Below are 24,576 nucleotides of genomic sequence, written 5' to 3' on the forward strand. Positions count from 1 at the left end.
CTTAGAGGATTCCCGCCTGAGTCATCAGCTCGACGGCTTTCTTGCTGTCGAGTTTCGACGCATCGACTGTTGGCGCATCGAGGTCCTTCAACGGCGTCAGTTTCGGGTTGGACGGTGCGTCTTTGCCGACCGCGTATTCAAACGAGGTGCCGCTGTGGAGAATTTCCTGGCCTTCCTTGCCGGTGATGTATTTGACGAACTTCTGCGCGTCTTCCTGATGTTTGCTCGAAGCCAGCACGCCAGCACCGGAGGTGCTGACAAACGCGCCGGGGTCCTGATTTTTGAAGTAATAGAGCTTGGTGTTCTTGCTGTTTTCGCCGGTTTTGGACTGATCGACGAAGCTGTAATAGTGGTAGATCACGCCGCTGTCGATCTGCCCGGCATTCACCGCTTTGAGCACGGCGCTGTTGCCGCGATACACGGTGGCGTTGGTCTTCATGCCTTTGAGCCAGTCAAGGGTCGCGGCTTCGCCTTTCTGCTCGAGCACGGCGGCAACGATGGCCTGGAAGTCAGCGCCGGCCGGAGACGCCGCCCAGCGACCCTTCCATTCGGGTTTGGCCAGATCGAGCAAGGATTTCGGCAGGTCTTTCTCAGCCAGTTTCGCCGGGTTGTAGACGAACACCGTCGAACGCGCGGCGATGCCGATCCATTGGCCGTGGGCCGGGCGGTAAGCGGCGTCCACTTGTTCCAGCGTCGCTGGCGCAATCGGCGCGAACAGCTTGGCGTTGTCGACCAGCACCATCGCCGGGGAGTTCTCGGTGAGGAACACATCCGCCGGAGACGCCGCGCCTTCCTGCACCAGTTGATTGCCCATCTCGGTGTCATCGCCATTGCGGATCGTCACCGGAATGCCGGTCTCTTCGGTAAACCCGGCGACCCAGGCTTTGGTCAGGCTTTCGTGCTGGGCGTTATAGACCAGCAGACCAACGCCATCGGCGGCATAGGCCTGGCTGGCGCTGAACAGGGCGGTGGCCAGCAGGGCGCGTTTCAGCAAGGCGGGAACGTGTGGACTCATGGCGGGCGGGCTCCTGGCTTTTTAGGCGTTATGGGCAAACCTTCGCCGGGCGTGGGGCGAATGGTCTACCGGTGTTGAGTCGCAGGCAATTCAGGTTGGCGAACGAGAAAAAACGTCAAACCGACCGTTAATCGATGTCATTCCCATTCAGATTAGCAGCGACTGGAAGACGCACGAGAGCCGTGCGTCTTAACTTCAAGCCAGAAGGGGTGATTCAAGAGGAGGACGGGCACCCGCGCGGATTGCCCGCCGCCTGACTGATCAGTGCAGCGAGGCGTTTGACGTTGTTTTGCTGGGCGGTCACCAGTTCATCGATGCTCGGCCCCGAGGGTGTTTGCAAAGTCGAACGGCAAGTGACCAGACCACTGTCGGTATCGCCCAGCGGGCGCAACCGCCATTTCGCATCGATCAACGCGTATTGGCCGGGGATCGAGTCAAACCTTTGCACCTCGATGCGCACCGAGACATTGCCGCGACCGCTGGAATTGCTCAGTTGATCGACCAGCGCACTGCGCAACTCGTCCGCCAGACTCGCGCCCCACCATTGCGTCTCAAGGATCGCCAAACCGCTATTACCTTCGCGAATGACGATTTGCGGACGATCGACCTGCGGCGGCACAGTGATGGCTTCAATCGGGATTTGCGCCCCGGCGCGGGCGCTGCCCAATTGCATCGGAGTCAGCGTATGAAAGCTGATCGGGTCGCTGCGACAAGCGCCCAGCAACATGAATGCAGCGAGCACGGTGATCTTCAGCGGTAAAGCCATGGTTAAGCTCCTGTGCTCAATTGCGTGGCGGTCCTTTCAGATCCAGTGGCGCCGCGTTGTCGGGGCGGCCGCGGATCAGCGATTCCGGATGACGGCCCAGGTAATCCGAGAGTTCACGCAGAGAGCGCGACATCCGCCCCAGTTCGTCGAGGGTTTCGGTGAGCTTCTCGCGTTGCGGCGAGTCCTCGGCCAGGGTCGAACTGGCGGATTGCAGGGTTTTGCTGACATCGGCGAGGGTGCTCTGCACGCCCGGCAAGGTCTTCGCATTGAACTGGGCCAGGCCTTTGCGCAATTCGACCAAGTTGCTGTCGAGGTTGCTGGCGATGCGATCGACCGGCAGTTTGTTGAGCTTGTCGACCACCGCTTCGAGTTTTTCCTGCAATTGTTCGAGGCTGCCAGGCACGGTCGGAATCACCACAGGGCGAGCCGTCGGGTCGAAGGCGACTTTCTCGGCTTTCGGGAAGAAATCCAGGGCGACGTATAGCTGCCCGGTCAGCAGGTTGCCGCTGCGGGCCTGGGCGCGCAGACCATTGTCGATGAAAGTGCCGATGAGGCGGATACCGGCGGCCTCGTCATTGGGATCATGCTTGAACGCGGTGAGCATCTTGCCGTAGGCCAGACCGAGCCGCTGAGGGTAAATGACGATGCCGACGTTGAGCGGGAAGCTGCGTTTTTTCGCGTCAAAGTCCAGATTGATCGCCACCACCCGGCCGATTTCCATGCCGAGGAATTCCACCGGTGCATCCACCTTCAAGCCACGCAGGGACTGATCAAAGCGCAGGCTCAGGTATTGCGCCTTGCCGTTGGGCGGGGCGAGGGCGGTGGTCTGGTCAGCGAACAGGTCGAAGTCTTTGTCATCGGCGGCGGCGACATCGTTGGGGCTGTAATCCGGCGCGCGGAAAGCGATCCCACCGACCAGCAGCGTCGAGAGTGATTCAGTTTTCACCGCAAAGCCGTTGGCGCCGACATTGACGTCGATGCCGCTGGCGTTCCAGAAACGGGTGTTTTCGGTGACGAAGGCGTCGTTCGGCGAATGAATGAACACTTCGATGTTCACGCCTTTGCCGTCGGGGTCGAGGGCGTAAGTGACGACCTGGCCGACCGGGATCTTGCGGTAATAGACCGGAGAACCGATGTCCAGTGAGCCGAGGTCCGAGGCATGCAGCATGAAGCGCTTGCCGGGTTCGCCGTAGGTAATAGGCGGCGGGTTTTCCAGGCCTTTGAAGTTTTTCGCGCGGGTATTGGACTGGCCGATGTCGGCGCCGATGTAGTCGCCGGAGAGCAGGGTGTCGATCCCGGACACGCCACCGGCACCGATCCGAGGGCGCACGACCCAGAACTGTGAATCTTCGCGGGTGAAGGTTTCCGCCTGTTTGGACAGCTTGACCGTGGCATTCACGCTTTTCTGATCGTCGCTCAATTCAACGTCGGTGACTTGGCCCACCACCACGTTACGGTATTTCACTTCGGTTTTATTGGCGGTCAGACCGCTGCCGGTCTTGAAGGTGAGGACGATGGTCGGGCCTTCCTGGAGGATGTTGTGCACCACCAGCGAGATGCCCACCAGCACGGCGACAATCGGCACGATCCACACAAGTGAAACGCCGAAACGACGGGTTTTGACGGGGGCTTGGCCTGGCGCTCGCGGCTCGTCGGTGGCTGACGACTTCATCCATGTCCTCCTCGATTGATTGGGCACTGAGCGTCAGGAACGCAAAAGCACCTCATCAATATAGAAGTGCTTGGCGATAGAGCAAATGTGTATAGCGCATGCGCCGCGATTGATCGTTGATCGTTCCCACGCAGAGCGTGGGAACGATCAGATTGGGTAGGGGGTTAGCCGAGGATTTCGCGCAGGCGATACCAGAACATCCCCAGTGCCAGCAGCGGCGAGCGCAGGGCGGGGCCGCCCGGGAAGGTCATGTGCGGCACGCCGCTGAACACGTCCATGCCTTGGCTGTGCCCGGCGTGAATTGCCTCGCCGAGCAGCTTCGCGCACCAGTGGGTGACGTTGAGGCCATGACCGGAATAGCCCTGTGCGTAGAACACATTCGGATGCTGCTTGAGCCGGCCGACCTGTGGGAAGCGGTTGGCGGTGATGCCGATCTTGCCGCCCCATTGGTAATCGATGCGCACATCCGCCAGTTGCGGGAAGACCTTGAGCATCTTCGGGCGCATATAGGCGGCGATGTCCGCAGGATCACGCCCGGAATAGTGGCAGGCACCGCCGAACAGCAAACGCCGATCCGCCGAGAGCCGGTAATAATCAAGGCCGACTTTCTGGTCGCACACCGCCAAATTGTGCGGGATCAGTTGCGCGGCGCGTTCCTCGGGCAACGGTTCGGTGGCAATGATGTAACTGCCGGCGGGCAGCACTTTGCCACTGAGCCGCTGTTCGAGTTCGTCCAGATGCGCGTTGCAGCCGAGCACCAGACTGCCGGCGCGCACCGTGCCGCTGGCGCAGCGCACCTGCACGGTCGGGCCGTGGATGATTTCCAGCACTTGGCTCTGCTCGAAGATCCGCACGCCGAGTGATGCCGCCAACCGCGCCTCGCCTTGCACCAGATCCAGCGGATGCAGATGCCCCGAGCCCATGTCCACCAGACCACCGGCATAAATGTCGGAGTTGACCACTTGCTGGCTGACCTGCTCCGGCGCGATCAGTCGGGTTTCGTGGGCGTAGCCAAGCTCGGCGAGGTCGACCAATTCGTCCTTGAACGCATCGAACTGCGCCGGGGTGTTGGCCAGATCGCAGAAGCCCCAGCGCAAGTCGCACTCGATGCTGTTGTCTCCGATGCGCTGACGTACCAGATCCACCGAGTCGATGCCGGCGCGCCGCAAGTAACGCACGCCGTCCTCACCGACGTACTTGGCGAATCCCTCGACATCATGGCCGATGCCACGAATCAACTGCCCGCCATTGCGCCCGCTGGCGCCCCAGCCGATCTTGCGACCCTCGATCAAGATCACTGAGAGCCCACGCTGCGCCAGTTCAATCGCGGTGTTGACGCCGGTGAACCCGCCGCCGATCACGCAGACATCGGCTGTCAGGTCACCGTCCAATACTGGATAAGGTGTCGTCGCCCGCGCTGAAGCGGCGTAATAGGAGCGGGCGTGCTCTTGGGTGTACTGATTCATTTGTTCGACTTCACTTTGCTCCACGACCGGGTCATCAGACGCATGATCGCTTGAGGCGGGGTGGTGGAGATGTAGAGCTTGTCGAGGACTTCTTGCGGCGGATAAACCTCAGGATTGTTGACCAGTGCCTGATCCATGTACTGCTTGGCGGCCGGGTTCGGGTTGGCGTAGCCGACGGACGCGCTGACCTTGGCGATCACTTGCGGATCGAGCAGGTAATTGATGAAGGCGTGGGCTTCTTTGGTGTTGCTGGCGTCGGCGGGAATGGCCAACAGATCGAACCAGAGGTTGGCGCCTTCTTTCGGAATGGCGTAGGCGATGTTGACGCCGTTCTTGGCTTCCTTGGCGCGGTTGGCGGCCTGGAACACGTCGCCGGAATAGCCGAACGCCACGCAGATATCGCCGTTGGCCAGGTCCGAGACGTATTTCGACGAATGGAAATAGGTGATGTACGGGCGGATGCTCAGCAGTTTGGCTTCAGCCTTTTTATAGTCTTCCGGGTTTTCGCTGCGCGGGTCCATGCCCATGTAGTTGAGCACGGCGGGGAAGACTTCGTCGGCGGAGTCCATCATCGACACGCCGCACTGGGTGAGCTTCTTCAGGTTTTCAGGCTCGAACAGCACGGCCCAGGAATCGACGTGATCGATGCCCAGCACTTGCTTGACCTTGTCGACGTTGTAGCCGATGCCGTTGGTGCCCCACAGGTAAGGCACGGAATGCGCGTTGCCCGGATCGTTTTTCTCCAGCAACTCGAGCAGTTTCGGGTCGAGGTTCTTGAAGTTCGGCAGTTGTTCGCGGTCCAGTTTGAGGAACGCGCCGGCCTTCACCTGACGGGCGAGAAAGTGGTTGGACGGCACGACCACGTCATAGCCGGTGCGGCCAGCGAGGAGTTTGCCTTCCAGAGTTTCGTTGGAATCGAAAACGTCGTAGATCACCTTGATCCCGGTTTTGGCCTGGAAGTCGGCGAGGGTGGTTTCGCCGATGTAGTCGGTCCAGTTGTAGACGCTGACCTGGGGCTGGGCTTGGGCGGCGACGCTGCACATCAGGGCCAGAGTGGCGGGAACCAGGGTTTTCAATAGACGCATTTCGACACCTCTTCTTCGAATGATCGTTCCCACGCTCTGCGTGGGAATGCCTCAACGGACGCTCCGCGTTCGGCTTTGGATGGGACGCGGAGCGTCCCGGGCTGCATTCCCACGCAGAGCGTGGGAACGATCGACACAGGGGATCTTTTTGGCTTGGGTTAAACGCTGAGCATCAGGAACTCACGCTCCCACGAGCTGATCACGCGCTTGAAGTTTTCATGCTCGGCGCGTTTCACCGCGACGTAGCCGCGCACGAACTTATCGCCAAGGTATTGCGCGACGGTTTCGCACTCTTCCATTTGCGTCAGCGCTTCTTCGATGGTGATCGGCAGACGCAGGTTGCGGCGTTCGTAGGCGCGGCCTTGTACGGCGGCGCTTGGCGCGATGCCTTCGACCATGCCGATGTAACCGCAGAGCAGACTCGCCGCGATGGCCAGATACGGGTTGGCATCGGCGCCCGGCAGACGGTTCTCGACGCGCATCGCTTCCGGGCTGGAGGTCGGCACACGCAGGCCGACGGTGCGGTTTTCTTCGCCCCATTCGACGTTGACCGGTGCCGAAGTGTCCGGCAGGAAGCGGCGGAACGAGTTAACGTTCGGCGCGAACATCGGCAGCACTTTCGGGATGTATTTCTGCAGACCGCCGATGTAATGCAGGAACAGCTCGCTCATCTGCCCGTCGTCATTGGCGAAGACTGGTTTGCCGGTGGCGATGTCGACCACGCTCTGGTGAATGTGCATGGCGCTGCCCGGCTCGTCGCCGATCGGCTTGGCCATGAATGTCGCGGCGACGTTGTGCTTGAGCGCCGCCTCACGCATGGTGCGTTTGAACACGGTGATCTGGTCAGCCAGATCCAGCGCGTCGCCGTGACGGAAGTTGATTTCCATCTGCGCCGGGCCGTCTTCGTGGATCAAGGTGTCGAGGTCCAGACCTTGCAGTTCGCACCAGTCATAGACGTCTTCGAACAGCGGATCGAATTCGTTGGCGGCATCGATGGAAAACGACTGCCGACCGCTTTCCGCACGGCCCGAGCGGCCCAGCGGTGCCTTGAGCGGCAAGTCCGGGTCCTCGCAGCGTTGGGTCAGGTAGAACTCCATTTCCGGCGCAACGATCGGCTTCCAGCCTTTGTCGGTGTAGAGCTGCAAGACTTTCTTGAGGACGTTGCGCGGCGACAGTTCGATCGGGTTGCCGAACTTGTCGAAGGTGTCGTGGATGACGATGGCGGTCGGTTCGATCGCCCATGGAATCACGTAGACCGCGTCAGCCACTGGCTTGCAGACCATGTCGATGTCGGCAGGATCGAGCAGGTCGTAGTAGATGTCGTCGTCGACAAAATCCCCGGTTACCGTTTGCAGCAGCACACTTTCCGGCAGGCGCATGCCTCGCTCATGCAGGAACTTGTTGGTCGGTGCGATCTTGCCGCGGGCGATGCCGGTCAGGTCACTGACCACACATTCAACTTCGGTAATCTTGTGATCTTTCAGCCACGTGAACAGCTGATCGAAAGGGGCATTCATAAAGACCTCGTTATTGGTTTTATAGACGCCGGGGAGGGCGGGTTTCATCTTCCGCCCCTTCCCCTGTGGCGCGTTGACGACTATCTTGGGCGAGCCTTGCAGTTCCATCTATCCACTTTAAGCAGCACCAAAGCGCACCAAAAGAGTGCGCAAGGTCACCCCATGACAACGTGCAATCCGCTCCAGGTTCAAGCGTTCAACACCGCCGATGTGGCCGAGCAAGTCCGCGTAACACCGGGCTGGGTCCAGCATTACCAACAGATGTCGCCGGGGCATTTCGCCGGGCAGATCCGCTATCTGGATCTGCAGGGTGTCGAGGTCTACGAAGAACAGATGAACACCCGCGTCGAGCAGAATTTCAGTGCGCCGTCGGGGGCGCTGGCGTTCTGTTTTGATCGCAGCGACAACGCGCTGTACCTGCTCAACGAAGAGAGCCGCAACATCTGGATCACCCCGGAGAACTACCAGGAAATCGCCGTGGTGTTCGGCCCGGAATTCGTCCGCCTGCACGGTCTCGATGTAGCGAAACTGGAAGGCTTGTTCATGACTCAGCTCAACTGCGGGCAGAACGCGCTGTTCAGCCGCTGGTTAAGCTCGACTCTCACGAAGTTGTCGCAAGCTGTTGATCCGCTTGATAAAGATAGCCTGACAAAACAGCTGTTGGATGACTGTCTGTACATCCTCGACAACGCGCGGGTGTGCCTGGACGGCGGTGGATTGCAGCGGCGCACGGAAGAGCGAACCATCATGAAACGCGTCGGCGAATGGGCCGCTGATTCGCCGGAAGACACGGCCAATCTGCTGGAGCTTTCCCAAGTCGCCGGCGTCTCGTTGCGCCAGTTGCAACAAGCGTTCAAGGCCTACACCGGGATGACGCCCAGTCACTGGTTGCGCCTGCGCCGGTTGAACAGCGCACATCGTGAATTGCTCAAACGCCGGCCCACGGAAACCACGGTTGCCGAGGTGGCGATGCAGTGGTCATTCTGGCATTTGGGGCGTTTTTCAAGCAGTTATCGCGCGTTGTTCAAGGAGTTGCCGAGCGAGACGCTGAAGCGCTAATAAGTGCCGTTGCGGATAAAAAGGCTTTGTCTCGGCGCGCAAGTTAAATAGAATCACTCTCATTTGAAACTGACTTCGCGCAGGTACTCTTGAGATGACTGAAGCAGCGACGCCATCGCCGCAGCACCTGCACGAACTGTATCGCGATCATCGTGGCTGGCTGGAAACCTGGCTGCGGCGGCGCATGGGCAATGCGTGGGATGCGGCTGATCTCAGTCAGGACACCTTTGTGCGCGTGCTGTGCAGTGCGCAACCGATCGCCGACATGCGCGAGCCGCGCGCGTATTTGCTGACCGTGGGCAAACGTCTGCTGAGCAATTTCTACACCCGCCGCAGCCTGGAAAAAGCCTATCTCGAAGCCCTCGCGCAGTTGCCCGAAGAATGCGTGCCGTCGCCCGAGCAACGGTGGGTGCTGCTGGAAACCCTGCAAGCGCTGGATGAATTGCTCGATGGTTTACCGCGAGCGGTGCGTCGGGCCTTTCTCTTGAGTCAGCTCGAAGGCCTCGGTTACCGAGAAATCGCCGAGCGTTTACAAGTTTCGGAGCGAACCATAAAACGTTACATGGCAATGGCTTATGAGCATTGCTTGATGTTGGATCTATGATGCGCGTGGCGCCCAACACCGAAGCGCGGGAAGTGGCGCGTGCCGCCGCGCAATGGCTGGCATTGCTCGAATCCGGCGAGGCCAGTGAAGCCGATCACGTGCGCCTGAAGACTTGGCGCGACAGCGATAGCCGCCATGAAAACGCCTGGCAGAAGATTCAATCGTTGCGTCAGCGCTTTTGCAGTCTGCCGACAGAATTGGCCATGGCCACGCTGGATCGCCCGGATCTGGCGCGGCGGGCGGCTCTGAAAAGGGCGCTGGGTCTGGCGGCACTGGTGCCGACGGCGTGGTTGATCAGTCGCCAGTTGCCGCTCGACGTTTGGCGCGCCGATTTGCACACCTCCACCGGCGAACACACTCGAACACGGTTGGCCGACGGCAGCTCCTTGCAACTGAACACCGCCAGTGCGGTGAACGTCGATCTGGCCAGCCGCCAGTTGACCTTGGTGCGCGGCGAGATGGCGCTCAACGTTCCGGGCAGCACGGCATTGACGGTCAACGCGCCGTACGGTCGGATCCTCGTCAGCCGCAGCGAAATCTGCGTGCGCCTCAACGAACGTGATTGCAACGTGTCGGTGGTCAGCGGCTCGGTGCAGTTGCAGCCGTTGCACGGGCCGACGCTTTGGTTGAACGCCGGGCAGCAGGTGAATCTGCAGGCTTCCGGCGCCGGAGCTGTCGCGCTGTTCGACGCAAAAATGCCGGGTTGGCGTGACGGTGTGTTGATGGCGCAAAACCAGCCGCTGGGTGATTTCCTGCGCGAGTTGAGCCGTTATCGCTCGGGCCTTTTGCGCTGGGAGCCACCACTGGAAGGTCTGCGTGTCACCGGCAGTTTCCGCCTCAACGATACCGATAAAGTCCTGGCGCTGCTGGCGGCGAGTCTGCCGCTGGAGGTGCATTCGCGCACGCGTTTCTGGGTGACGCTGACGCCGCGAAAAAATATCGTCTGAAGCCTGTCCCTTTTTTTCGCCTCACCGGTCATTGCAGGTAAGTGAACAAAATCGAGAGCTTCTTCCAATGCCCGCAGTATTCCCAAGTCGTTTGCGTCCGTTGTTGCAGTTGAGCTTCGTGCTGAGCCTGAGTGCCAGCCCGGTGTTGATTCAATCCAGTTGGGCCGAAGATGCCGCCCGCCGCAGTTACCAAGTGCCCGCCGGCAGCCTGAGTGCCGCGCTGACCCGGTTTGCCGGGTTGGCCGGGGTCAATCTGTCGGTGGATCCGGCGTTGGTGAGTGGCCGCAACAGCAGTGGTTTGTCCGGTGAATTCGCTGTGGAGGAGGGCTTCACCCGCTTGCTGCTGGGCTCCGGTCTGCTACTGCAACCGCTGGGCGATCATGCCTACACACTGATTCCAGCCGCCGAGGGCAGCAGCCTGCAACTGGCGCCGACGTCGATTCTCGGCGCCACCGGTTCCAGCGATACCGATGTGTTTGCCGGCGGCCAGGTCGCCCGGCGTGGCTCGCAGGGTTTGCTGGGGTCGAAAGACTTCATGGAAACCCCGTTCAGCATGACCACCTACACCAGTGAGGCGGTGAAGAATCAGCAGGCGCGCACCTTGGGCGATCTGATTGCCAGCGATCCGTCGGTGCGTGCGACCAACCCGGCCGGTGGCCGCTACGAGCAGTTCACCATCCGTGGTTTCAGCCTGTTCAACAGCGACGTCGCCTACAACGGTCTCTATGGCGTGCTCCCGACGTACACCATCGATATGGAAATGGCTGATCGCGTCGACATCCTCAAAGGCCCGAGCCAACTCATCAACGGTATTTCGCCACGGGGCAGTGTCGGTGGCGGGATCAACGTGGTGCCCAAGCGTGCCACCGACAAACCGATCACCTCGCTGACGGCCAATTACGCCTCGAACAATCAGGCCGGCGGCGCGGTAGATGTCGGGCGGCGCTTCGGCGAGGACAATCAGTTCGGCCTGCGCTTCAATGGCGTCAAACAGTCCGGTGACACCGAGTGGGATCACCAAAGTGTCGACCGTGACATGGCCGTTCTAGGCTTGGATTTTCGCGGTGAACGCCTGCGGCTTTCGACCGATATCGGCCACACCGAACGCGACACCGATGCACCGCAGGAACGCGTGCAGGTTGCGGCCAACGCCAAGGTGCCCAGCGCGAACAGCGTCCATCGCAACTACGCGCAACCGTGGAGCCAGGCGAAAACCGAGGACACCTTCGGCACGCTCAACGCTGAGTTCGACGTCAGTGATTCAGTGATGCTGTACGGCGGCGTCGGTGCGCGCAAAAGTAATCATGACTTCCTGCGCCACGCCGTCTCCGTGACCAACGACGCCGGTGATTTCAGCGTTCTGCCACGGGACTTCACCCGCGACGAAAACGTGCGCACGGCCACCGCCGGCGTGCGCAACTGGTTCCACACTGGGCCGGTGAGCCACGAGGTCAATCTCGCGGCCAGCTACTTCTACATGGATTTCGAGAACGGCGGCGCGCGTTACGCCGCAGGGCGCAGCAATCTGTATGACCCGGTGGAAACGGCAAAACCCGGCACGCCGACGCGCAATGACGCCAAGGTCTATACCGAAAACCGCTTCAGCGGCGTGGCGCTGTCCGACACCCTGGGATTTTTTGATGACCGCTTGCTGCTGACCCTCGGCGCGCGCTGGCAGCGGGTGAAAGTCGATGACTGGAGCGATGACATCAAAGGCGACACCGCTTACGACGAAGAAAAGGTTTCGCCCTCGGGCGGGATTCTGTTCAAGGCAACCGACAAGCTTTCGCTATACGCCAACTACATGGAAGGTTTGAGCCAAGGCAAAATCGCACCGTCGACTTCCATCAACGAAGACGAAATCTTCCCGCCGTTCATTAGTCGCCAGGTTGAAGTCGGCGCCAAATACGATGCCGGCGCCTACGCGCTGACCGCGGCGCTGTTCCGCATCAAGCAACCCGCTTATGAAACCAATGCGACCACGCGAGTGTTCGGGCCCAATGGCAAGCGCGAGAACAATGGCGTGGAGTTGAGCGTGTTCGGCGAACCGCTCAAAGGCTTTCGGCTGTTGGGTGGTGTGATGTACATCGACAGCGAACTGACCCAGACCAGCAACGGCACTTTCGACGGCAACCGCGCGCCGGCGACGCCGAAATACAACGTCAACCTCGGCGCCGAGTGGGACGTGCCGACTGTGCAGGGATTGACGCTGACAACCCGTGGCATTTATTCGAGTTCGCAGTATCTGGATCAGTCCAACGAAAAGGAGATCGACTCGTGGGAACGCTTCGACGTGGGCACGCGCTATGCCTTCAAGGTTGACGACAAGACCATCACCTTGCGCGGCAATATCGAGAACGTGCTGGATAAACGCTATTGGAGTTCGGCAGGGGCTTCGGATGACAGTGAGCCGGGGCTGACGTTGTCGACACCGCGGACTTATCTGCTGTCGGCTACTGTCGATTTTTGATGATCACGCTGTAATGGGCGAAGGGAGCAAGCTCTCTTCGCCCTTGGCAATCGATCCCTCTGTGATTTTCTACAATCCCGCCACGCCCGGCACATCCATATTGATCTTGCGCCAAAACGCTTCAGAGAAACTGTAAACCGAGAAGGCAATCAGCCCTGCGGCCATCACCATCAATATCAGCCATCCCGCTGGCAGATTCTGCAGGGCGTCGAGGGCTTCCTTCATGCCCGGTGGATCCATGGCTTTATACGCGGAGCCGCTGACGGCCAGCAGCAAGGCAATTTCGATGAACACGACGCCACGGGCGATCAGGCCGAACCGCGACACCGGGCGGACGTACTGCATGACGTCTTCGTCGGCTTCAAAATACTTCTCGAATGAGGCCTTCCAGCCTTTGATGATGTGAGCAATTCCCACACCCAGCGGAATGAGCGCGATCACGTACACCAATAAATTCGAGTATTCCCAGGACAACAGATGCGCCAGCCAGTCCTTGGTTTGGCCGCCGGAATCGCCCGAGCTTTTGATGCCGCTGACCAGCAGGCCCAAGGCAAAGAATGCCAGCGCACCGTTGACCAGGCCGCCCGCAAACAAACCCACGCGAATCACCAGACCTTTCAGATTCTTGCCGTGATGGTCGACATCGCGGGTCGCTTGCAGGAAACGCCAGGCGGCAAAAGCGAGCAGACCGGCCACCACAAGTCCAACCAGAAAATAACCGAATGGCTGAGCCAGCAAGGCTTCGAGGCTTCTGTGGCTGTCTTTGGGTTTTGTCGAATCGTGTGCTGCCAGCAAGGCGAATAGACCGATGATCAGGTAAAGCACGCCCCGAGCGGCGTAGCCTCCCCGAGCGAGTATGACAAGGCTGCGTTGCGCGGACATTGGATCAATTCCCGAAAGTGATTCAAGAGCAGACCCCTCTCGTTGGGAGGGGTTCTATGAACGGAGGGAAAACTGTCGGAACGCATCCTCTTTGAACTAATCATCCGGCGCGCGCCCCTAATGTTTGGCTGCCCGCCATGCGGTCAGGGCTGTCGGATTTCCCCACTCACTCACGCAGGTTTGATGAATCATGAAGAGCGAACAAGTAGAAGGTGTAGCAGAGAAGCTGGCCGGCAAGGCGCAGAGCGCAGTCGGTAGACTGATGGGTGATTCGGCATTGGAGGCTGAGGGCGCTGGGCGCCAGGCCGCAGGCCAACTGACCAAAACCTACGGCGATACACTCGACAGCGTCTCGACATTCGTTAAAGAGAAGCCCGTCGCCGCACTCGCGATTGGCGCGGGTTTGTTGCTGTTGGTCAATCGTCTGCTGCGCCGCTGAGCCGTGATGTAGGGCGCTCCCGACCGGGACCCCTTATCGTTATCGCCCCCTCACAATGCCTGGATTCAAAAACCGGAGATTGTGAGGGAGGCTGACCGCTTTACACGCAATGGCTTACATGGCACGGCCAATGGCTTGCTCATAGTAAGAAAGGAAACTCTGCCACTGCGATTGATCCCAGAAAGAATGCCGTCTGAGTTGCGGGATATCGTGCCGCGCTGCGCCCATTGCAGTCACACGACCGCGAGACTTTTCAAGATCCAGCAGCGCCAGTTCGAAGTCGAACTGCTCGCCCGTCATCGATGCTTTGATAAAGATGTGTTTGGAACGCATGCAGCCGTGCTGCCATTTGCCCGAGTGCATGCGCGCGAGCATTTGCGCCAAACGCTCTAAAAGTCGCTGATGCTGTTCTGTCGTCAGCATGCTCGCGGCACCCTGGCCGTACCAGGTATCCAGATCAATAAAGCCGCCGAGATCTTCGGTCACCAGAACGCCTTGCCACACGCCTTCGACTTTTCTCGCGCCGTAAAACACTGGTCGTGGAGCATTCACGCCCAGCTTCTGAAGTCTGGACAGTGCAGCGCCCTCACGCAGCGCGGTGGGCCGGCCGGTGGGATAACGCAGGCTGCGAAACAGATGGCCGGTCTGACGCTTGACGAAAAATGTCCTGTCGTCTTTCACAATCAGCTGGACACCACTGGTGCCGCTGCGGCGCACATTCGGCGGTTCGACCCAGTCCCCGGAAGTACCCCACCAGAATTCAAACTCATTACCTGCACGGCCCATTATCCGCTCCATTTATTGTTGGAATTTTCAGTGCGACGTTTGCATTATCGTCGCGATAGCAGCTCTGTCCATGGGCGGAAGTTAATAGTTCCGTGTAAATCGCAACTTTTTGCCGCCAAGTTGCGATTTTAGGCTGCTTTTTTTGAACTGTGGTGCCGCGCAGATAAGCGGGGTGAGGGGGGTAGTGACTGGCGACTGTTACATCCGGTGATGTTCCAGCAAAAAGTCCACGAACAATCGCACCCGTGCCGGCATTGCCGCTCCGCCAACGAACACCGCATGGATCGGTTCTTCGTCCCCGGGATTGCAGTCCTCCAACAGCGCAATCAACTCGCCGCGCTGCAGGTCTTCGCGCACGCTGAATTCACCGATACGGGCAATGCCGGCACCTACTCGCGCGAGTTGTGCCAGCGCTTCACCACTGCTGCATTCGATGTTGCCGCTGACCTTCAGGGAAAACTCTCTTGCGTCGCGGATAAACGGCCAGTTGGACTCGGCCCGGCGAAAGTTGAAGCGCAGGCAGTTGTGCTGCAGCAGGTCTTCCGGTTTTTGCGGGGTGCCGTGGCGCTGCAGATACTCGGGCGATGCCACCACGACCTGGCCGGTGGCGCCGATCCGGCGCGCGGTCAGCGGGCTATCGGGCAGATGGCCAAAGCGCACCGCGACGTCGGCCTGGCCGCTGAGGATGTCGACCACTTCGTCGCCGAGGGTGAGGTCGACGACGATGTTCGGGTAACGGGCGCTGAAGGCTGCGACCAAGGGAACGATGGCCAGCCGCCCATGGCCGAGGGCGGCACTGACGCGCAATCGCCCCTTGGGTACGCCTTGATCGGCGATGGCTTCTTCGACTTCATCCATGTCGGCGAGGATACGTCGGGCGCCGCGCAGGAACGCTTCGCCCTCGGCGGTGAAGGTGATCGCTCGGGTGGTGCGCAATAACAGGCGAGTGCCGAGACGCTGTTCGGTACGCGCGATGATCCGGCTGACGGCCGAGGGCGTCAGGCCCAGTGCCCGCGCAGCGGCTGAAAGGCTGCCTTCCTGCGCCACGGTGGCGAACACGCTCATTTCACCTGACCTGCCGTTGAAATCCACTTGTGCCTCCTACGCAAAGGTGATTGCCAAAAATGCCATCTACCGGCCGAAAGGATTGGATCGTAGCATCAGCGGCATAGATGAGGAGCTTTCCATGCGTATCAATCCACCACTTGTTGCACTCGCCGTCGGTGCCTTTGGCATCGGCGTAACCGAGTTCGCCCCCATGGGCATGTTGCCGGGTATCGCCGCGGATCTTGGCGTTTCCATCCCAGCCGCCGGTTTGCTGGTCAGTGCTTATGCGCTGGGCGTATTGCTCGGCGCGCCACTGATGACCCTGACTACCGGCAAAATTCCCCGGCGCTATCTGCTGATCGGGCTCATGGCGATTTTTACCCTGGGTAATCTGATGTCAGCGCTGGCCACCGATTACTACAGCCTCATGGTCGCCAGGGTGGTGACGTCACTGACCCACGGTGCATTTTTTGGCGTCGGCTCGATTGTCGCCGCCAGCCTGGTCGCTCCGGAGAAACGGGCCGGTGCGGTGGCGGCGATGTTCATGGGCCTGACCCTGGCGACTATCGGCGGTGTGCCGTTGGCGGCCTGGTTCGGCGAGTTGTACGGTTGGCGCTCGGCGTTCTGGGGCATTACCGGCCTGGGCGTGGTGACCATGGCGGCGCTGTGGTTCGCGCTGCCCAATGTGCCGGCGCCGAAAAGCGTCGGGGTCATGGCGGAAATTCGGGTATTGGCGCGCGGCCCGGTGCTGGGCGCGCTGGCCCTGACCGTCGTCGGTTCGAGCGCGATGTTTACCGTGTTCACTTATATCGCACCGATCCTCAGCAATGAGACCCATGCATCTACCGCCTTCATCACCGCGATGCTGGTGCTCTACGGTGTCGGTTTGACGCTGGGCAACATGTGGGGCGGCAAAGCTGCAGACCGCTCGATAGACCGCACCCTCATTGCCTCGCTGAGCGTGCTGATTCTGGTCTTGTTGGCGTTCACCGTACTGATGCGTTGGCCGCTGCCCGCCGCCGTGGCCATTCTGATCTGGGGTATCGCCAGCTTTGCCTTGGTGCCACCGCTACAGATGCGCGTGATGGAAGCGGCCAAGGACGCGCCCAATCTGGCCTCGGCGGTGAACATCGGCGCCTTCAATTTCGGCAATGCGATTGGCGCGGCGCTGGGTGGGGCGGTGATCAACGCGGGTCTGGGTTATCCGGCGATCTCTCTGGCCGGAGCGGCAATGGCGGGCCTTGGATTGCTGATGGTGTTGGCGTTTGCCTGGCGTTCCAGAACGATTGCAGCTGCCGTGGTGTGACAAGCTCGCGGCCTCCCTGAAACGGCCGCGGGAAGTAGCTACGACAACGCTTGATCGAGGCCCGCACTGCGGGCCTCTTTGCTTCCCGGCGTGAACTGCAATCGCCATCAAAGCGTGGTGATCTGCCCGTTACGATCCAGTTCATACACCTTGTTCCCCTGCAATTTCTCCTTCAGCCAGCGCTCCGCCTTACCCAGCGGTCGTTGTCGCGCCCAAAGCAGATCCACACCAATCTGCCAGTCCGTATGCGGATACGCCGAGAGCTGCAGTTCCACCAGTTCACCCTTGGCCAGTTCACGCTGAATAAGCTGGCGGGGCAGGGTGGCCCAGCCGAGCCCGGCGCGGACCATTTCCAGTAACGCCAGATAGCTTTCCGCTTGCCATAACTGGGTCGAGCGCAGGTATTCGCTGCTCGGCAGTTTGCTTGCGTGGGCGCTGAAGGCCAGGCGCCGATGGACGTGCAGGTCGTCGAAGCTGACGTTGTCGAGTTGCGCCAATGGATGGTCGGGATGGCAGACGTGCAGCATGATCAGTTTGCCCAGTTGCTGGAACGCCAGTTCCTTGGGGTAGCCGGGCTGTGAGAACGCGACGCCGAGGACGGCTTCGCCGCTGCTGACCAACTCGCTGACGTCGCCGTACACCGGGTGGCGGATGATCAGGTCGACGAAGGGGAACGCTGCTTCGAAGGCTTTGAGCACCGGCATGATCGGGCCGTACGGCGTTTCAATTGCCAGCGTCAGGCTCGGTTCGACGTTGTCCGAAAGGCAGTCGGCGTGGGCTTCAAAGGTCATGCAGCGTTCGAGCACGGCTTCGGCTTGAATCAGCAATTTGTGGCCGCTGACGGTGAGGGCAGGGCTGCGGTTGCTGCGGTCGAACAGGTCGACGCCCAGGTCGGTTTCAAGATTGGCAATCGCCGCACTGATGGTCGATTGGGTCTTGCCCAGTTTGCGTCCGGCGGCGGAGAACGATCCGCTTTTGACCACTTGGACGAACATCAACAGTTGATCGAGTGAGAAGCGCAAGCGGTGAACTCCCGGGTCGAGGTGAGGGGTTTGCAGCGGCTAACGAACGCGTGATTGTGCCATCGAAAAAAGCGATGGTTGCTAATTTGTTTCATCGCAATAAACGTTCAAAGATGGCCCCGCGTCAAACGATCTCCGGGGCGAATCCAATCTCACAACCGCCCCTGAGCATGCCCGCGATCTCAACAGATGCCGCACCTTCAGGAGCGTGTGAAATGACCCCACAACGCATTCATCCGGTGGACGAGGTTTTGCCACTGCGACAGTTGTTCACGTTTGGCTTGCAGCATGTGCTGGTGATGTACGCGGGAGCGGTGGCTGTGCCGCTGATTCTCGGGAGTGCGATGGGGCTGACTTCAGCGCAGATCGTCTTGCTGATCAACGCCAACCTGTTGACCTCTGGCGTGGCGACGCTGATTCAAACTCTCGGTTTCTGGAAATTCGGCGCGCGTCTGCCGCTGATTCAGGGCTGCTCGTTCATTGCTCTGGCGCCGATGATCATGATCGGTAAAGAGTTTGGCCTCAGTCAGATTTTCGGCGCGGTGATTGCCGCAGGCTTCATTACGATTGCCTTGGCACCGGTGTTCAGCCGCTTGCTGCGGTTTTTTCCGCCGGTGGTGATTGGCAGTCTGATCACCATTATCGGCATCTCGCTGATGCCGGCGGCGGCGATCTGGCTGGGCGGCGGCAATCCCGACTCGGCGGATTTTGGTAATCCGGCGAACTTGTTGCTGGGTCTGGCCACGGTCAGCGTGACACTGGTGATCTATGCCAAATGCAAAGGCTTCCTCGGCAACCTCAGCGTGCTCATCGGCTTGTTTGTCGGCAGTCTGATCGCAGCGGCTTGCGGCATGACTCACTTCAATCGGGTCAGCGAAGCGGCGTGGTTTGAGCTGAGTGCGCCGATGGCCTTCGGCGCGCCGGAATTCGCACCGGTGCCGATTCTGATCATGACCCTGGCGATGCTGGTGATCATGGCCGAGACCACTGGCAACTGCCTGGCGATCGGCAAGTTGACCGGCAAACCAACCACACAACAGACCCTCGGCAATGCGTTTCGCGCCGACGGCTTGTCGACCATGCTCGGTGGCTTGTTCAACAGTTTTCCCTACAACGCCTTCACCCAGAACACCGGTTTGATTGCGCTTTCCAACGTGAAAAGCCGCTTCGTCGTAGCTGCGGCCGGGGCAATCATGGTGCTGATGGGCCTGTTCCCGAAACTCGGCGCGTTGATCGCGGCAGTGCCGACGCCGGTGCTCGGCGGCTGCGCGATCGTCATGTTTGGCATGACCACGGTGGCGGGAATTCAAGAGCTGTCACGGGTGCAATTCGAGGGCACGCGCAACGGCATCATCGTCGCCGTGTCGGTCAGTGTTGGCGTGCTGCCGATGTCGTTTCCGGCTCTATTCGAACACGTCGGCCCGACCTTGAAACTGGTGCTCGACAGTGGGATTTTCCTCGGTGCGATCACCGCCATTGTCCTCAACATCCTGCTCAACAACGAAAAAAATTCGACCGAAACCATCGGCGTTGAACTGACCGACTGACTTTTGTTTTCCACTGCCCAGGAGTTACCCATGAATCAATTCACTCAGCTCACCCCGGCCGGCGTCAGCGAACTTGATCTGACCTTGCTGCGCCAGACCATCGCCTTGTCCGAGGCATCGAAACAACGCGGTCGCCATCCGTTCGCGGCATTGGTGGCCGACCGCAACGGCAAGGTGATAGTCGAAGCGGGGAATAACTCGATGCCACCGGAAGGCGATCCGACTCAGCATGCGGAGTTGGTGGCGGCAGCGGCGGCTGCAAAACTGCTGTCACCGCAAGAGCTGGAACTGTGCACGCTGTACACCAGCGCCGAACCTTGCTGCATGTGCGCCGGCGCGGTGTACTGGACGGGCATCGGGCGGGTGGTTTATGCGTTGTCGGAGCATGCGCTGCTTGGGTTGACGGGAGACCATCCGGAGAACCCGACGTTCTCTCTGCCATGCCGCGAGGTGTTCGCCAAGGGGCAGCGCAAGGTCAGTGTGTTCGGGCCGATGCTGGAGGGCGAGGCGGCTAAGCCGCACAAGGGTTTTTGGTTGTAACCGCTTAGAAACGAAGCGCGAGTGGTGTGAGGTTGCGCTATCCAGAGACTTAAGAACACTTGTTCTCCGAGAGGGAGAAGGTGCGAAGTTTTGGAACTGCCAGCCCTCGGCCGATGCCAAATGAGTAACCAGAACGAGGGCAAAGCAATGACTGAAGAAACAGCACAACTTCCTGAGGAAGAAGTACCGGATCAATCGACGCCTGCGCACTCCACAGAGGAAGAGCAAAAGCGCCTTAAAGATTTTAACAAGGAAGGCATCCCGCCCGGCAACTGCTGATGGGTAGGCACTGGCTCGGGACACCTACCTTCGGCTCGTCGCTTTGCGACGCGCCATGAGGCGTTCGCCCGTGCCAGTGCGGCCATCGGCGGGGATTTCAAGCGTGGGTGTCAACGCTGAGTGTCATTTGGATCAATGTTGCCTGCAGCGCGTGGAGGTTGCCAGCGCATACAGAAATCTGATTTTGAATCTCGATTGTTCTTTGAGCCTTCTCTTCTTCTGGCATATTCATTCTTTCGGTTTTAGCCAGCTCTGCTTTGCGAGTTGCAAGTTGTTGCTGTATCTCGGCAATTTGTTTTTTTATCAGTTCGACTGCACTAATAGGATGTTTGATTTTATTTACACCTTCTTCGCTTGAGTCAACTCGAAGTTCGTAGTCGCTTGTGGTTTTCTTCGTAAGTGATAGATGATTTTGCGAATCTGATTTTATGTGTTGGTTGTTCTCTGGCTTGTTTGTATGGGTGGTTACGCTGATTGCGCTGATTTTTGGCATGGCTAATTCTCTTGGCTTTCTCGCCTATAGGGCGTTGGGGCTATTGATTTCACACGGTTGCGCGTGAGTGCTCACTACGCCTTTTATGGTAATGAGCCTTTTCCGTGTGGATATAGGAATTGTCTTGTTTTTGTGCGCCATGGCTAGACGTGCAGAAACGACAAGGCTCTGAATAAATCAGAGCCTTGATGTTGAAGATTGACGAATTGAACGTGTTATTTCGATGTGTCTACGCTGGTTGAGCAAGAAAGCCGGTAATGCTCATAGTTCAAATCCTTCAGTCGTTCTGGAAGCTTGTAAGGGGCGGGGCAACTTTTACCCTGCCACTTGATTGTAATGATGCCTTGATCTTTGGTAACAAGCGCTAACGCCTTGCCGGTGGGGTCGGAAAGCGCCAGTTGTTTACCATCGGCGTCCATCAATACGGCTCCGAATGGGAGGGGTTTGCCCTCGGCATCGTAGAGTTCGAACTGGATCCGTCTCCCTTTGCTGCCTTCGAAGCGCGCGAGCACGACTGAACCTCGTCTCGGTACGAGTTGTTGAGTGGCGTTGTCCAACTCGATTTCAGCGCCCAGATTTCGTGTGTCCAGCGTCACCCAGTTCACGCGATAGGGCTGTGCATTTGGAACGACGGCATAGCCGTTGAGGCCGGTTTTCACGCCGGAGTAGCTGCTGACTTCGACCCCGGACATGCCAGGCACTTCCACCAGTGCGAATGTTTCGCCGACGGTCTGGCCCATGTTGATTCCACCCGCGTGGGCCACGATCGATCCGGCCGCGCTCAGGTTCTGTGATTCATAACCGCTGCCTCGGCTGTAGCCCAATCCCAGATCACCCATCGCTGTACGGGTACTCAGGCTCAGTGAGCCGGAGCGATCACCTTGCACACTGCGGCCGGTCTGTACGGAATAGTAGGTGTCACTGTCTTCAGTCAGATAACCATTGATCCCGGCTTGCGTACTGGTGCCGGCGTTCTGATGATTGCTGGAAATATAGGCACGAGGCGCGCGAGGTGTCGATCCGAGCGGGAATGAGATCGAAACGCTCAATTGAGTGTCGTGAGTGGTGTCACCGCGTGTGCCGAATTCCTCGGTTTTACTCAAACTTATGTTGTAGTTCAGGTCGCGCCAATTATTGTTGTAACCGGCAGAAAAGCTGCGCGAGCCACCGCGATCCCAATAGCGCTGATCACTGGCATTCAAGTACAGCGAGCCGTACTGGCGCGCTTCGCCCAGGGTCTGGTTGACCGTGAGGTCGGTACGGGTTTTGGCGTTACCTGCGCGCCGCGTAGCGCCGGTGCTGGTGTCCTGAACGTGGTCGGTCAGCGTGCGGTAACCCTCGGTCGAATAACGATAGGCTGCGAGGGTGAAGCTGGTATCGGTGCCGGTGAAGGTCTTTGCATAGAGCGCGCGTACGCTGCTGCCCTGGGTCGTTTTGCCAAATGCCTTGCTGGACGATTGCGTGAGGTCCAGCGACATCGCGCCAATCGAAGTGTTCTTCGCCGCACCAACTGAAAGCGCCTTGAAACCGTTGCTGGCCTGAATGCCGGCAATGCCTGTCAGGTTGCTGGTCAAACCGTAGGCGAAAGTGCCGCCCAGGAAGGCCGGCTTGTCATAGCCTTCGCTGTTGTTGTTGAATTTGCCGCTCGACAGGCTGTACTTCAGCTGTCCCTCACGCACCATCGTCGGCAAGGCGGAGAACGCCTGCCGGGTGACCTTGCGCCGACCATCCGCCTCGACAATGGTGATCTCCAGATCACCATTGGAGCCCGATGGATAGATATCGCTGATCTCGAACGGACCCGGCGGGACGTTGGTGGTGTAAAGAATGTAGTTATCCTGGCGGACCTCGATCTTCGCATTGGTTTCAGCCACGCCACGAATGATCGGCGCATAGCCGCGCTCGCTGTCTGCGCGCATGCCCTCATCAGAGGCCACCTTTACGCCTTGGTAGCGCACGCTGTCGAACAGGTCTGAGTCGGAAAAGATTTCACCCGCGCTCAGTTGCCCCTTGATCGCCGTGAGGTCGCGCTGGATGAACGTGCGGTTGCTGACGAACCGATTGGGCCGGCCGGTGGCACTGCTCAGGTTGGACTCGTTACGCAAGCGCCAGGAACCGAAGTTGATGCCGTTGCGCAGCCCCAGATTATTCGAGATTTGCGTCGAGTAATCGGTTTTGCTGCGGGTGCTGCTCAACTGATAGTTGATGAACCCGGCGGCCACGCCATCGTCCCAAAGCTCTGGGTCCACATAGCCGCGCATGCCACGCGCCATCGCGACCTGCGGCACGCTGATATTGAGGCGCAGGCGGTTGGCGTCAAAACTGAGACTGGCTTGCTCGATCATCGCCGCAAGATCGTAGTGATCAGCAGGTTGTTGCTCATCAACCAGCCCTTGCTCACGCAGTTTGCGCATGTCCACGCCCAACTGCTGTAACAATTCCAGGGTGATGCGTGGCTCGACTTTGCCGTTGAGCGGGTTGGCCGCGAAATCAACGTCGCGACGCCCGACCAGTGTGCCGTTGCTGAACACGTCAACGCGATATCGGCCCGGCAGAACGCTGTTGGCATTCAACAAGGGTTGCAGATCGACCGCCGATGAACCTTCAAGAAACAAGGTGTTGAAAGCTTCACCCGCTACCGCGGCCGGGGCTTCGGCACCCATGGCGAAGCCACAAATGGCCATGTTGATGGCAAAGCACAATGGATGCAGGCAGCCCAACGCCGTTTTGCTTTTATGGCGCGCAACGTGATGCTTTACACAACTTGAAGATGTGTGGTGTTGGGAGGAGAACATGCAATTTGCCTTATCAGTCCGTGTTGCTTCAACCGGAGTCCGGAACTCGTAAATAGCTTGTGAATTGGCGGGGTGGGGCGAGGAAGTTACTGGGTGGATGCATCTTTCACGCGCTCGGCATGACTTTCGGTAGCGCTGAGTGGTGCATCGAATCGTTGTTGTGCGCCGTAATCATTAATGGCCGAAAAAGTCAGGCGTGGAGAACCGGATGGCAACGCTTTCAAATTGAACGAACGAACTTCGCCCGGAACGATCATTGTCGAATCAATCACCAGTTCCGCTTTATTTCCAGCAGCGACTTTCAGGTCGGCCAGCGATACGTGGTAATTGCTTTGATTTTTTACTTTCAGTACCGACTTGCCAGCTTGCGTGACCAATTGCCATACAAGTTGCACTGGCGCTTGCGCAGCGTCACCGGTGAGTCCGTCCGGGCGGAAGAACACCTTGATGCGCTGACGCACCGCCAGTTGCAGCGTATTGACATCGGCAGCGCTGGCCTGAGGGATTTCCTGCACGTTCAGCCACACCACTGACTCTTTGTCTGCAGGCATGCCGCGGCCTTCATAGAGAATCCTCAACAGTTGCTGTTGATTGGGTTCGAGTCGGGCCAGCGGTGGAGTCACCGCAAATGGCGGCGCGCTGCCAGCCGTGTCGCCGGCATCCAGCCACGATTGCGCCAGGATGGTTTGCCCGCCGTTGCGCACGGTGACGTTCGCCTCTTTGTGCGCGCCATCGAAAATGATCCGGGTGGAACTCAAGGAGATGCTTGCGAATGCCGAGTGTGTCATCAACACCCCGGCAAGCCCCAGGCACAGCGGAAAATAGCGACTTAACATAGT

The 24,576-nt window shown here is 59.3% G+C and carries 22 protein-coding genes; 9 read left to right on the forward strand and 13 right to left on the reverse strand.

Annotated elements, in window-relative coordinates; all coding sequences use genetic code 11:
* Position 1 precedes the first annotated feature (1 nt).
* The 6 genes from ACQ4OE_RS03150 to ACQ4OE_RS03175 all read right to left on the reverse strand — a co-directional run bounded on the left by ACQ4OE_RS03150 (position 2) and on the right by ACQ4OE_RS03175 (position 7,521).
* Complete coding sequence (locus ACQ4OE_RS03150) at positions 2-1,015, reverse strand: iron ABC transporter substrate-binding protein (RefSeq protein WP_430945642.1); 1,014 nt, start codon at positions 1,013-1,015, stop codon at positions 2-4.
* A 214-nt stretch (positions 1,016-1,229) separates the two neighbouring features.
* The gene (locus ACQ4OE_RS03155; RefSeq protein ID WP_430945643.1) at positions 1,230-1,781 is read right to left on the reverse strand and encodes a PqiC family protein; all 552 of its coding nucleotides are present in this window, start codon (positions 1,779-1,781) and stop codon (positions 1,230-1,232) included.
* A 16-nt stretch (positions 1,782-1,797) separates the two neighbouring features.
* Positions 1,798-3,453: an intermembrane transport protein PqiB gene (locus ACQ4OE_RS03160; protein WP_430945644.1), complete on the reverse strand. Its 1,656-nt coding sequence runs from the start codon at positions 3,451-3,453 to the stop codon at positions 1,798-1,800.
* 164 nt (positions 3,454-3,617) lie between these two features.
* A complete protein-coding gene (locus tag ACQ4OE_RS03165; protein ID WP_430945645.1) occupies positions 3,618-4,919 on the reverse strand; it encodes an NAD(P)/FAD-dependent oxidoreductase in 1,302 nt (433 codons plus the stop codon).
* A complete protein-coding gene (locus tag ACQ4OE_RS03170) occupies positions 4,916-6,004 on the reverse strand; it encodes a polyamine ABC transporter substrate-binding protein (RefSeq protein WP_430945646.1) in 1,089 nt (362 codons plus the stop codon). The genes ACQ4OE_RS03165 and ACQ4OE_RS03170 overlap by 4 nt, the downstream gene beginning before the upstream one ends.
* A 158-nt stretch (positions 6,005-6,162) precedes the next feature.
* On the reverse strand, positions 6,163-7,521 hold the full coding sequence (locus ACQ4OE_RS03175; protein ID WP_064390134.1) for a glutamine synthetase family protein: 1,359 nt from the start codon (positions 7,519-7,521) through the stop codon (positions 6,163-6,165).
* Positions 7,522-7,683: 162 nt separating this feature from the next.
* Between ACQ4OE_RS03175 and ACQ4OE_RS03180 the strand changes: the two genes are divergently transcribed.
* The 4 genes from ACQ4OE_RS03180 to ACQ4OE_RS03195 all read left to right on the forward strand — a co-directional run bounded on the left by ACQ4OE_RS03180 (position 7,684) and on the right by ACQ4OE_RS03195 (position 12,601).
* Positions 7,684-8,580 carry a helix-turn-helix domain-containing protein gene (locus ACQ4OE_RS03180; protein ID WP_430945647.1) on the forward strand — a complete coding sequence of 299 codons (897 nt, stop codon included), beginning with the start codon at positions 7,684-7,686 and terminating at the stop codon, positions 8,578-8,580.
* 94 nt (positions 8,581-8,674) lie between these two features.
* Positions 8,675-9,184 carry a sigma-70 family RNA polymerase sigma factor gene (locus ACQ4OE_RS03185; protein WP_122591080.1) on the forward strand — a complete coding sequence of 170 codons (510 nt, stop codon included), beginning with the start codon at positions 8,675-8,677 and terminating at the stop codon, positions 9,182-9,184.
* Positions 9,184-10,131 carry a FecR domain-containing protein gene (locus tag ACQ4OE_RS03190; RefSeq protein ID WP_430945648.1) on the forward strand — a complete coding sequence of 316 codons (948 nt, stop codon included), beginning with the start codon at positions 9,184-9,186 and terminating at the stop codon, positions 10,129-10,131. The genes ACQ4OE_RS03185 and ACQ4OE_RS03190 overlap by 1 nt, the downstream gene beginning before the upstream one ends.
* 67 nt (positions 10,132-10,198) lie before the next feature.
* The gene (locus ACQ4OE_RS03195) at positions 10,199-12,601 is read left to right on the forward strand and encodes a TonB-dependent siderophore receptor (protein ID WP_430945649.1); all 2,403 of its coding nucleotides are present in this window, start codon (positions 10,199-10,201) and stop codon (positions 12,599-12,601) included.
* Positions 12,602-12,670: 69 nt separating this feature from the next.
* Here the strand turns inward: ACQ4OE_RS03195 and ACQ4OE_RS03200 are convergent, their stop codons facing one another.
* Positions 12,671-13,483, reverse strand: a complete 813-nt coding sequence (locus ACQ4OE_RS03200; RefSeq protein ID WP_430945650.1) for a DUF1206 domain-containing protein — start codon at positions 13,481-13,483, stop codon at positions 12,671-12,673.
* A gap of 190 nt (positions 13,484-13,673) precedes the next feature.
* Between ACQ4OE_RS03200 and ACQ4OE_RS03205 the strand changes: the two genes are divergently transcribed.
* Positions 13,674-13,922 carry a CsbD family protein gene (locus ACQ4OE_RS03205; protein ID WP_122591087.1) on the forward strand — a complete coding sequence of 83 codons (249 nt, stop codon included), beginning with the start codon at positions 13,674-13,676 and terminating at the stop codon, positions 13,920-13,922.
* 114 nt (positions 13,923-14,036) lie between these two features.
* Here the strand turns inward: ACQ4OE_RS03205 and ACQ4OE_RS03210 are convergent, their stop codons facing one another.
* Complete coding sequence (locus ACQ4OE_RS03210) at positions 14,037-14,708, reverse strand: lipopolysaccharide kinase InaA family protein (RefSeq protein WP_122591088.1); 672 nt, start codon at positions 14,706-14,708, stop codon at positions 14,037-14,039.
* 198 nt (positions 14,709-14,906) lie between these two features.
* Positions 14,907-15,800, reverse strand: coding sequence for a LysR family transcriptional regulator (locus ACQ4OE_RS03215; RefSeq protein WP_430945651.1), 894 nt, complete (start codon positions 15,798-15,800; stop codon positions 14,907-14,909).
* Between the two features lie 94 nt (positions 15,801-15,894).
* On the opposite strand from ACQ4OE_RS03215, the gene ACQ4OE_RS03220 reads away from it, so the two are divergent.
* Positions 15,895-17,061: an MFS transporter gene (locus ACQ4OE_RS03220; RefSeq protein ID WP_430945652.1), complete on the forward strand. Its 1,167-nt coding sequence runs from the start codon at positions 15,895-15,897 to the stop codon at positions 17,059-17,061.
* A gap of 107 nt (positions 17,062-17,168) precedes the next feature.
* On the opposite strand, the gene ACQ4OE_RS03225 is transcribed toward ACQ4OE_RS03220, so the two are convergent.
* Positions 17,169-18,083 carry a LysR family transcriptional regulator gene (locus tag ACQ4OE_RS03225; RefSeq protein WP_430945653.1) on the reverse strand — a complete coding sequence of 305 codons (915 nt, stop codon included), beginning with the start codon at positions 18,081-18,083 and terminating at the stop codon, positions 17,169-17,171.
* Between the two features lie 215 nt (positions 18,084-18,298).
* Between ACQ4OE_RS03225 and ACQ4OE_RS03230 the strand changes: the two genes are divergently transcribed.
* From ACQ4OE_RS03230 to ACQ4OE_RS03240, 3 genes are all read left to right on the forward strand, one after another.
* Positions 18,299-19,630 carry a nucleobase:cation symporter-2 family protein gene (locus tag ACQ4OE_RS03230; protein WP_430945654.1) on the forward strand — a complete coding sequence of 444 codons (1,332 nt, stop codon included), beginning with the start codon at positions 18,299-18,301 and terminating at the stop codon, positions 19,628-19,630.
* Positions 19,631-19,660: 30 nt separating this feature from the next.
* The gene (locus tag ACQ4OE_RS03235; RefSeq protein ID WP_430945655.1) at positions 19,661-20,170 is read left to right on the forward strand and encodes a nucleoside deaminase; all 510 of its coding nucleotides are present in this window, start codon (positions 19,661-19,663) and stop codon (positions 20,168-20,170) included.
* A 147-nt stretch (positions 20,171-20,317) separates the two neighbouring features.
* Entirely contained in the window at positions 20,318-20,449 is a 132-nt protein-coding gene (locus ACQ4OE_RS03240) for a hypothetical protein (RefSeq protein ID WP_430945656.1), read from the forward strand.
* 97 nt (positions 20,450-20,546) lie between these two features.
* Here ACQ4OE_RS03240 and ACQ4OE_RS03245 read toward each other — a convergent pair whose 3' ends face one another.
* The 3 genes from ACQ4OE_RS03245 to ACQ4OE_RS03255 all read right to left on the reverse strand — a co-directional run bounded on the left by ACQ4OE_RS03245 (position 20,547) and on the right by ACQ4OE_RS03255 (position 24,573).
* A complete protein-coding gene (locus ACQ4OE_RS03245; RefSeq protein ID WP_430945657.1) occupies positions 20,547-20,942 on the reverse strand; it encodes a hypothetical protein in 396 nt (131 codons plus the stop codon).
* Between the two features lie 215 nt (positions 20,943-21,157).
* The gene (locus ACQ4OE_RS03250; RefSeq protein ID WP_430945765.1) at positions 21,158-23,626 is read right to left on the reverse strand and encodes a fimbria/pilus outer membrane usher protein; all 2,469 of its coding nucleotides are present in this window, start codon (positions 23,624-23,626) and stop codon (positions 21,158-21,160) included.
* A gap of 197 nt (positions 23,627-23,823) precedes the next feature.
* Positions 23,824-24,573 (reverse strand): fimbrial biogenesis chaperone, encoded by a 750-nt coding sequence (locus ACQ4OE_RS03255; RefSeq protein ID WP_430945658.1) that lies wholly within the window; start codon positions 24,571-24,573, stop codon positions 23,824-23,826.
* Between the last annotated feature and the right edge of the window lie 3 nt (positions 24,574-24,576).

Source organism: Pseudomonas sp. WC2 (genome assembly GCF_050586545.1).
Taxonomy (GTDB): domain Bacteria; phylum Pseudomonadota; class Gammaproteobacteria; order Pseudomonadales; family Pseudomonadaceae; genus Aquipseudomonas.

Coding starts and splice junctions, on each gene's coding strand:
- ACQ4OE_RS03150 (WP_430945642.1), bottom strand. CDS start 1,015: ATGAGTCCACACGTTCCCGCCTTGCTGAAACGCGCCCTGCTGGCCACC.
- ACQ4OE_RS03155 (WP_430945643.1), bottom strand. CDS start 1,781: ATGGCTTTACCGCTGAAGATCACCGTGCTCGCTGCATTCATGTTGCTG.
- ACQ4OE_RS03160 (WP_430945644.1), bottom strand. CDS start 3,453: ATGAAGTCGTCAGCCACCGACGAGCCGCGAGCGCCAGGCCAAGCCCCC.
- ACQ4OE_RS03165 (WP_430945645.1), bottom strand. CDS start 4,919: ATGAATCAGTACACCCAAGAGCACGCCCGCTCCTATTACGCCGCTTCA.
- ACQ4OE_RS03170 (WP_430945646.1), bottom strand. CDS start 6,004: ATGCGTCTATTGAAAACCCTGGTTCCCGCCACTCTGGCCCTGATGTGC.
- ACQ4OE_RS03175 (WP_064390134.1), bottom strand. CDS start 7,521: ATGAATGCCCCTTTCGATCAGCTGTTCACGTGGCTGAAAGATCACAAG.
- ACQ4OE_RS03180 (WP_430945647.1), top strand. CDS start 7,684: ATGACAACGTGCAATCCGCTCCAGGTTCAAGCGTTCAACACCGCCGAT.
- ACQ4OE_RS03185 (WP_122591080.1), top strand. CDS start 8,675: ATGACTGAAGCAGCGACGCCATCGCCGCAGCACCTGCACGAACTGTAT.
- ACQ4OE_RS03190 (WP_430945648.1), top strand. CDS start 9,184: ATGCGCGTGGCGCCCAACACCGAAGCGCGGGAAGTGGCGCGTGCCGCC.
- ACQ4OE_RS03195 (WP_430945649.1), top strand. CDS start 10,199: ATGCCCGCAGTATTCCCAAGTCGTTTGCGTCCGTTGTTGCAGTTGAGC.
- ACQ4OE_RS03200 (WP_430945650.1), bottom strand. CDS start 13,483: ATGTCCGCGCAACGCAGCCTTGTCATACTCGCTCGGGGAGGCTACGCC.
- ACQ4OE_RS03205 (WP_122591087.1), top strand. CDS start 13,674: ATGAAGAGCGAACAAGTAGAAGGTGTAGCAGAGAAGCTGGCCGGCAAG.
- ACQ4OE_RS03210 (WP_122591088.1), bottom strand. CDS start 14,708: ATGGGCCGTGCAGGTAATGAGTTTGAATTCTGGTGGGGTACTTCCGGG.
- ACQ4OE_RS03220 (WP_430945652.1), top strand. CDS start 15,895: ATGCGTATCAATCCACCACTTGTTGCACTCGCCGTCGGTGCCTTTGGC.
- ACQ4OE_RS03230 (WP_430945654.1), top strand. CDS start 18,299: ATGACCCCACAACGCATTCATCCGGTGGACGAGGTTTTGCCACTGCGA.
- ACQ4OE_RS03235 (WP_430945655.1), top strand. CDS start 19,661: ATGAATCAATTCACTCAGCTCACCCCGGCCGGCGTCAGCGAACTTGAT.
- ACQ4OE_RS03240 (WP_430945656.1), top strand. CDS start 20,318: ATGACTGAAGAAACAGCACAACTTCCTGAGGAAGAAGTACCGGATCAA.
- ACQ4OE_RS03245 (WP_430945657.1), bottom strand. CDS start 20,942: ATGCCAAAAATCAGCGCAATCAGCGTAACCACCCATACAAACAAGCCA.
- ACQ4OE_RS03250 (WP_430945765.1), bottom strand. CDS start 23,626: ATGGCCATTTGTGGCTTCGCCATGGGTGCCGAAGCCCCGGCCGCGGTA.
- ACQ4OE_RS03255 (WP_430945658.1), bottom strand. CDS start 24,573: ATGTTAAGTCGCTATTTTCCGCTGTGCCTGGGGCTTGCCGGGGTGTTG.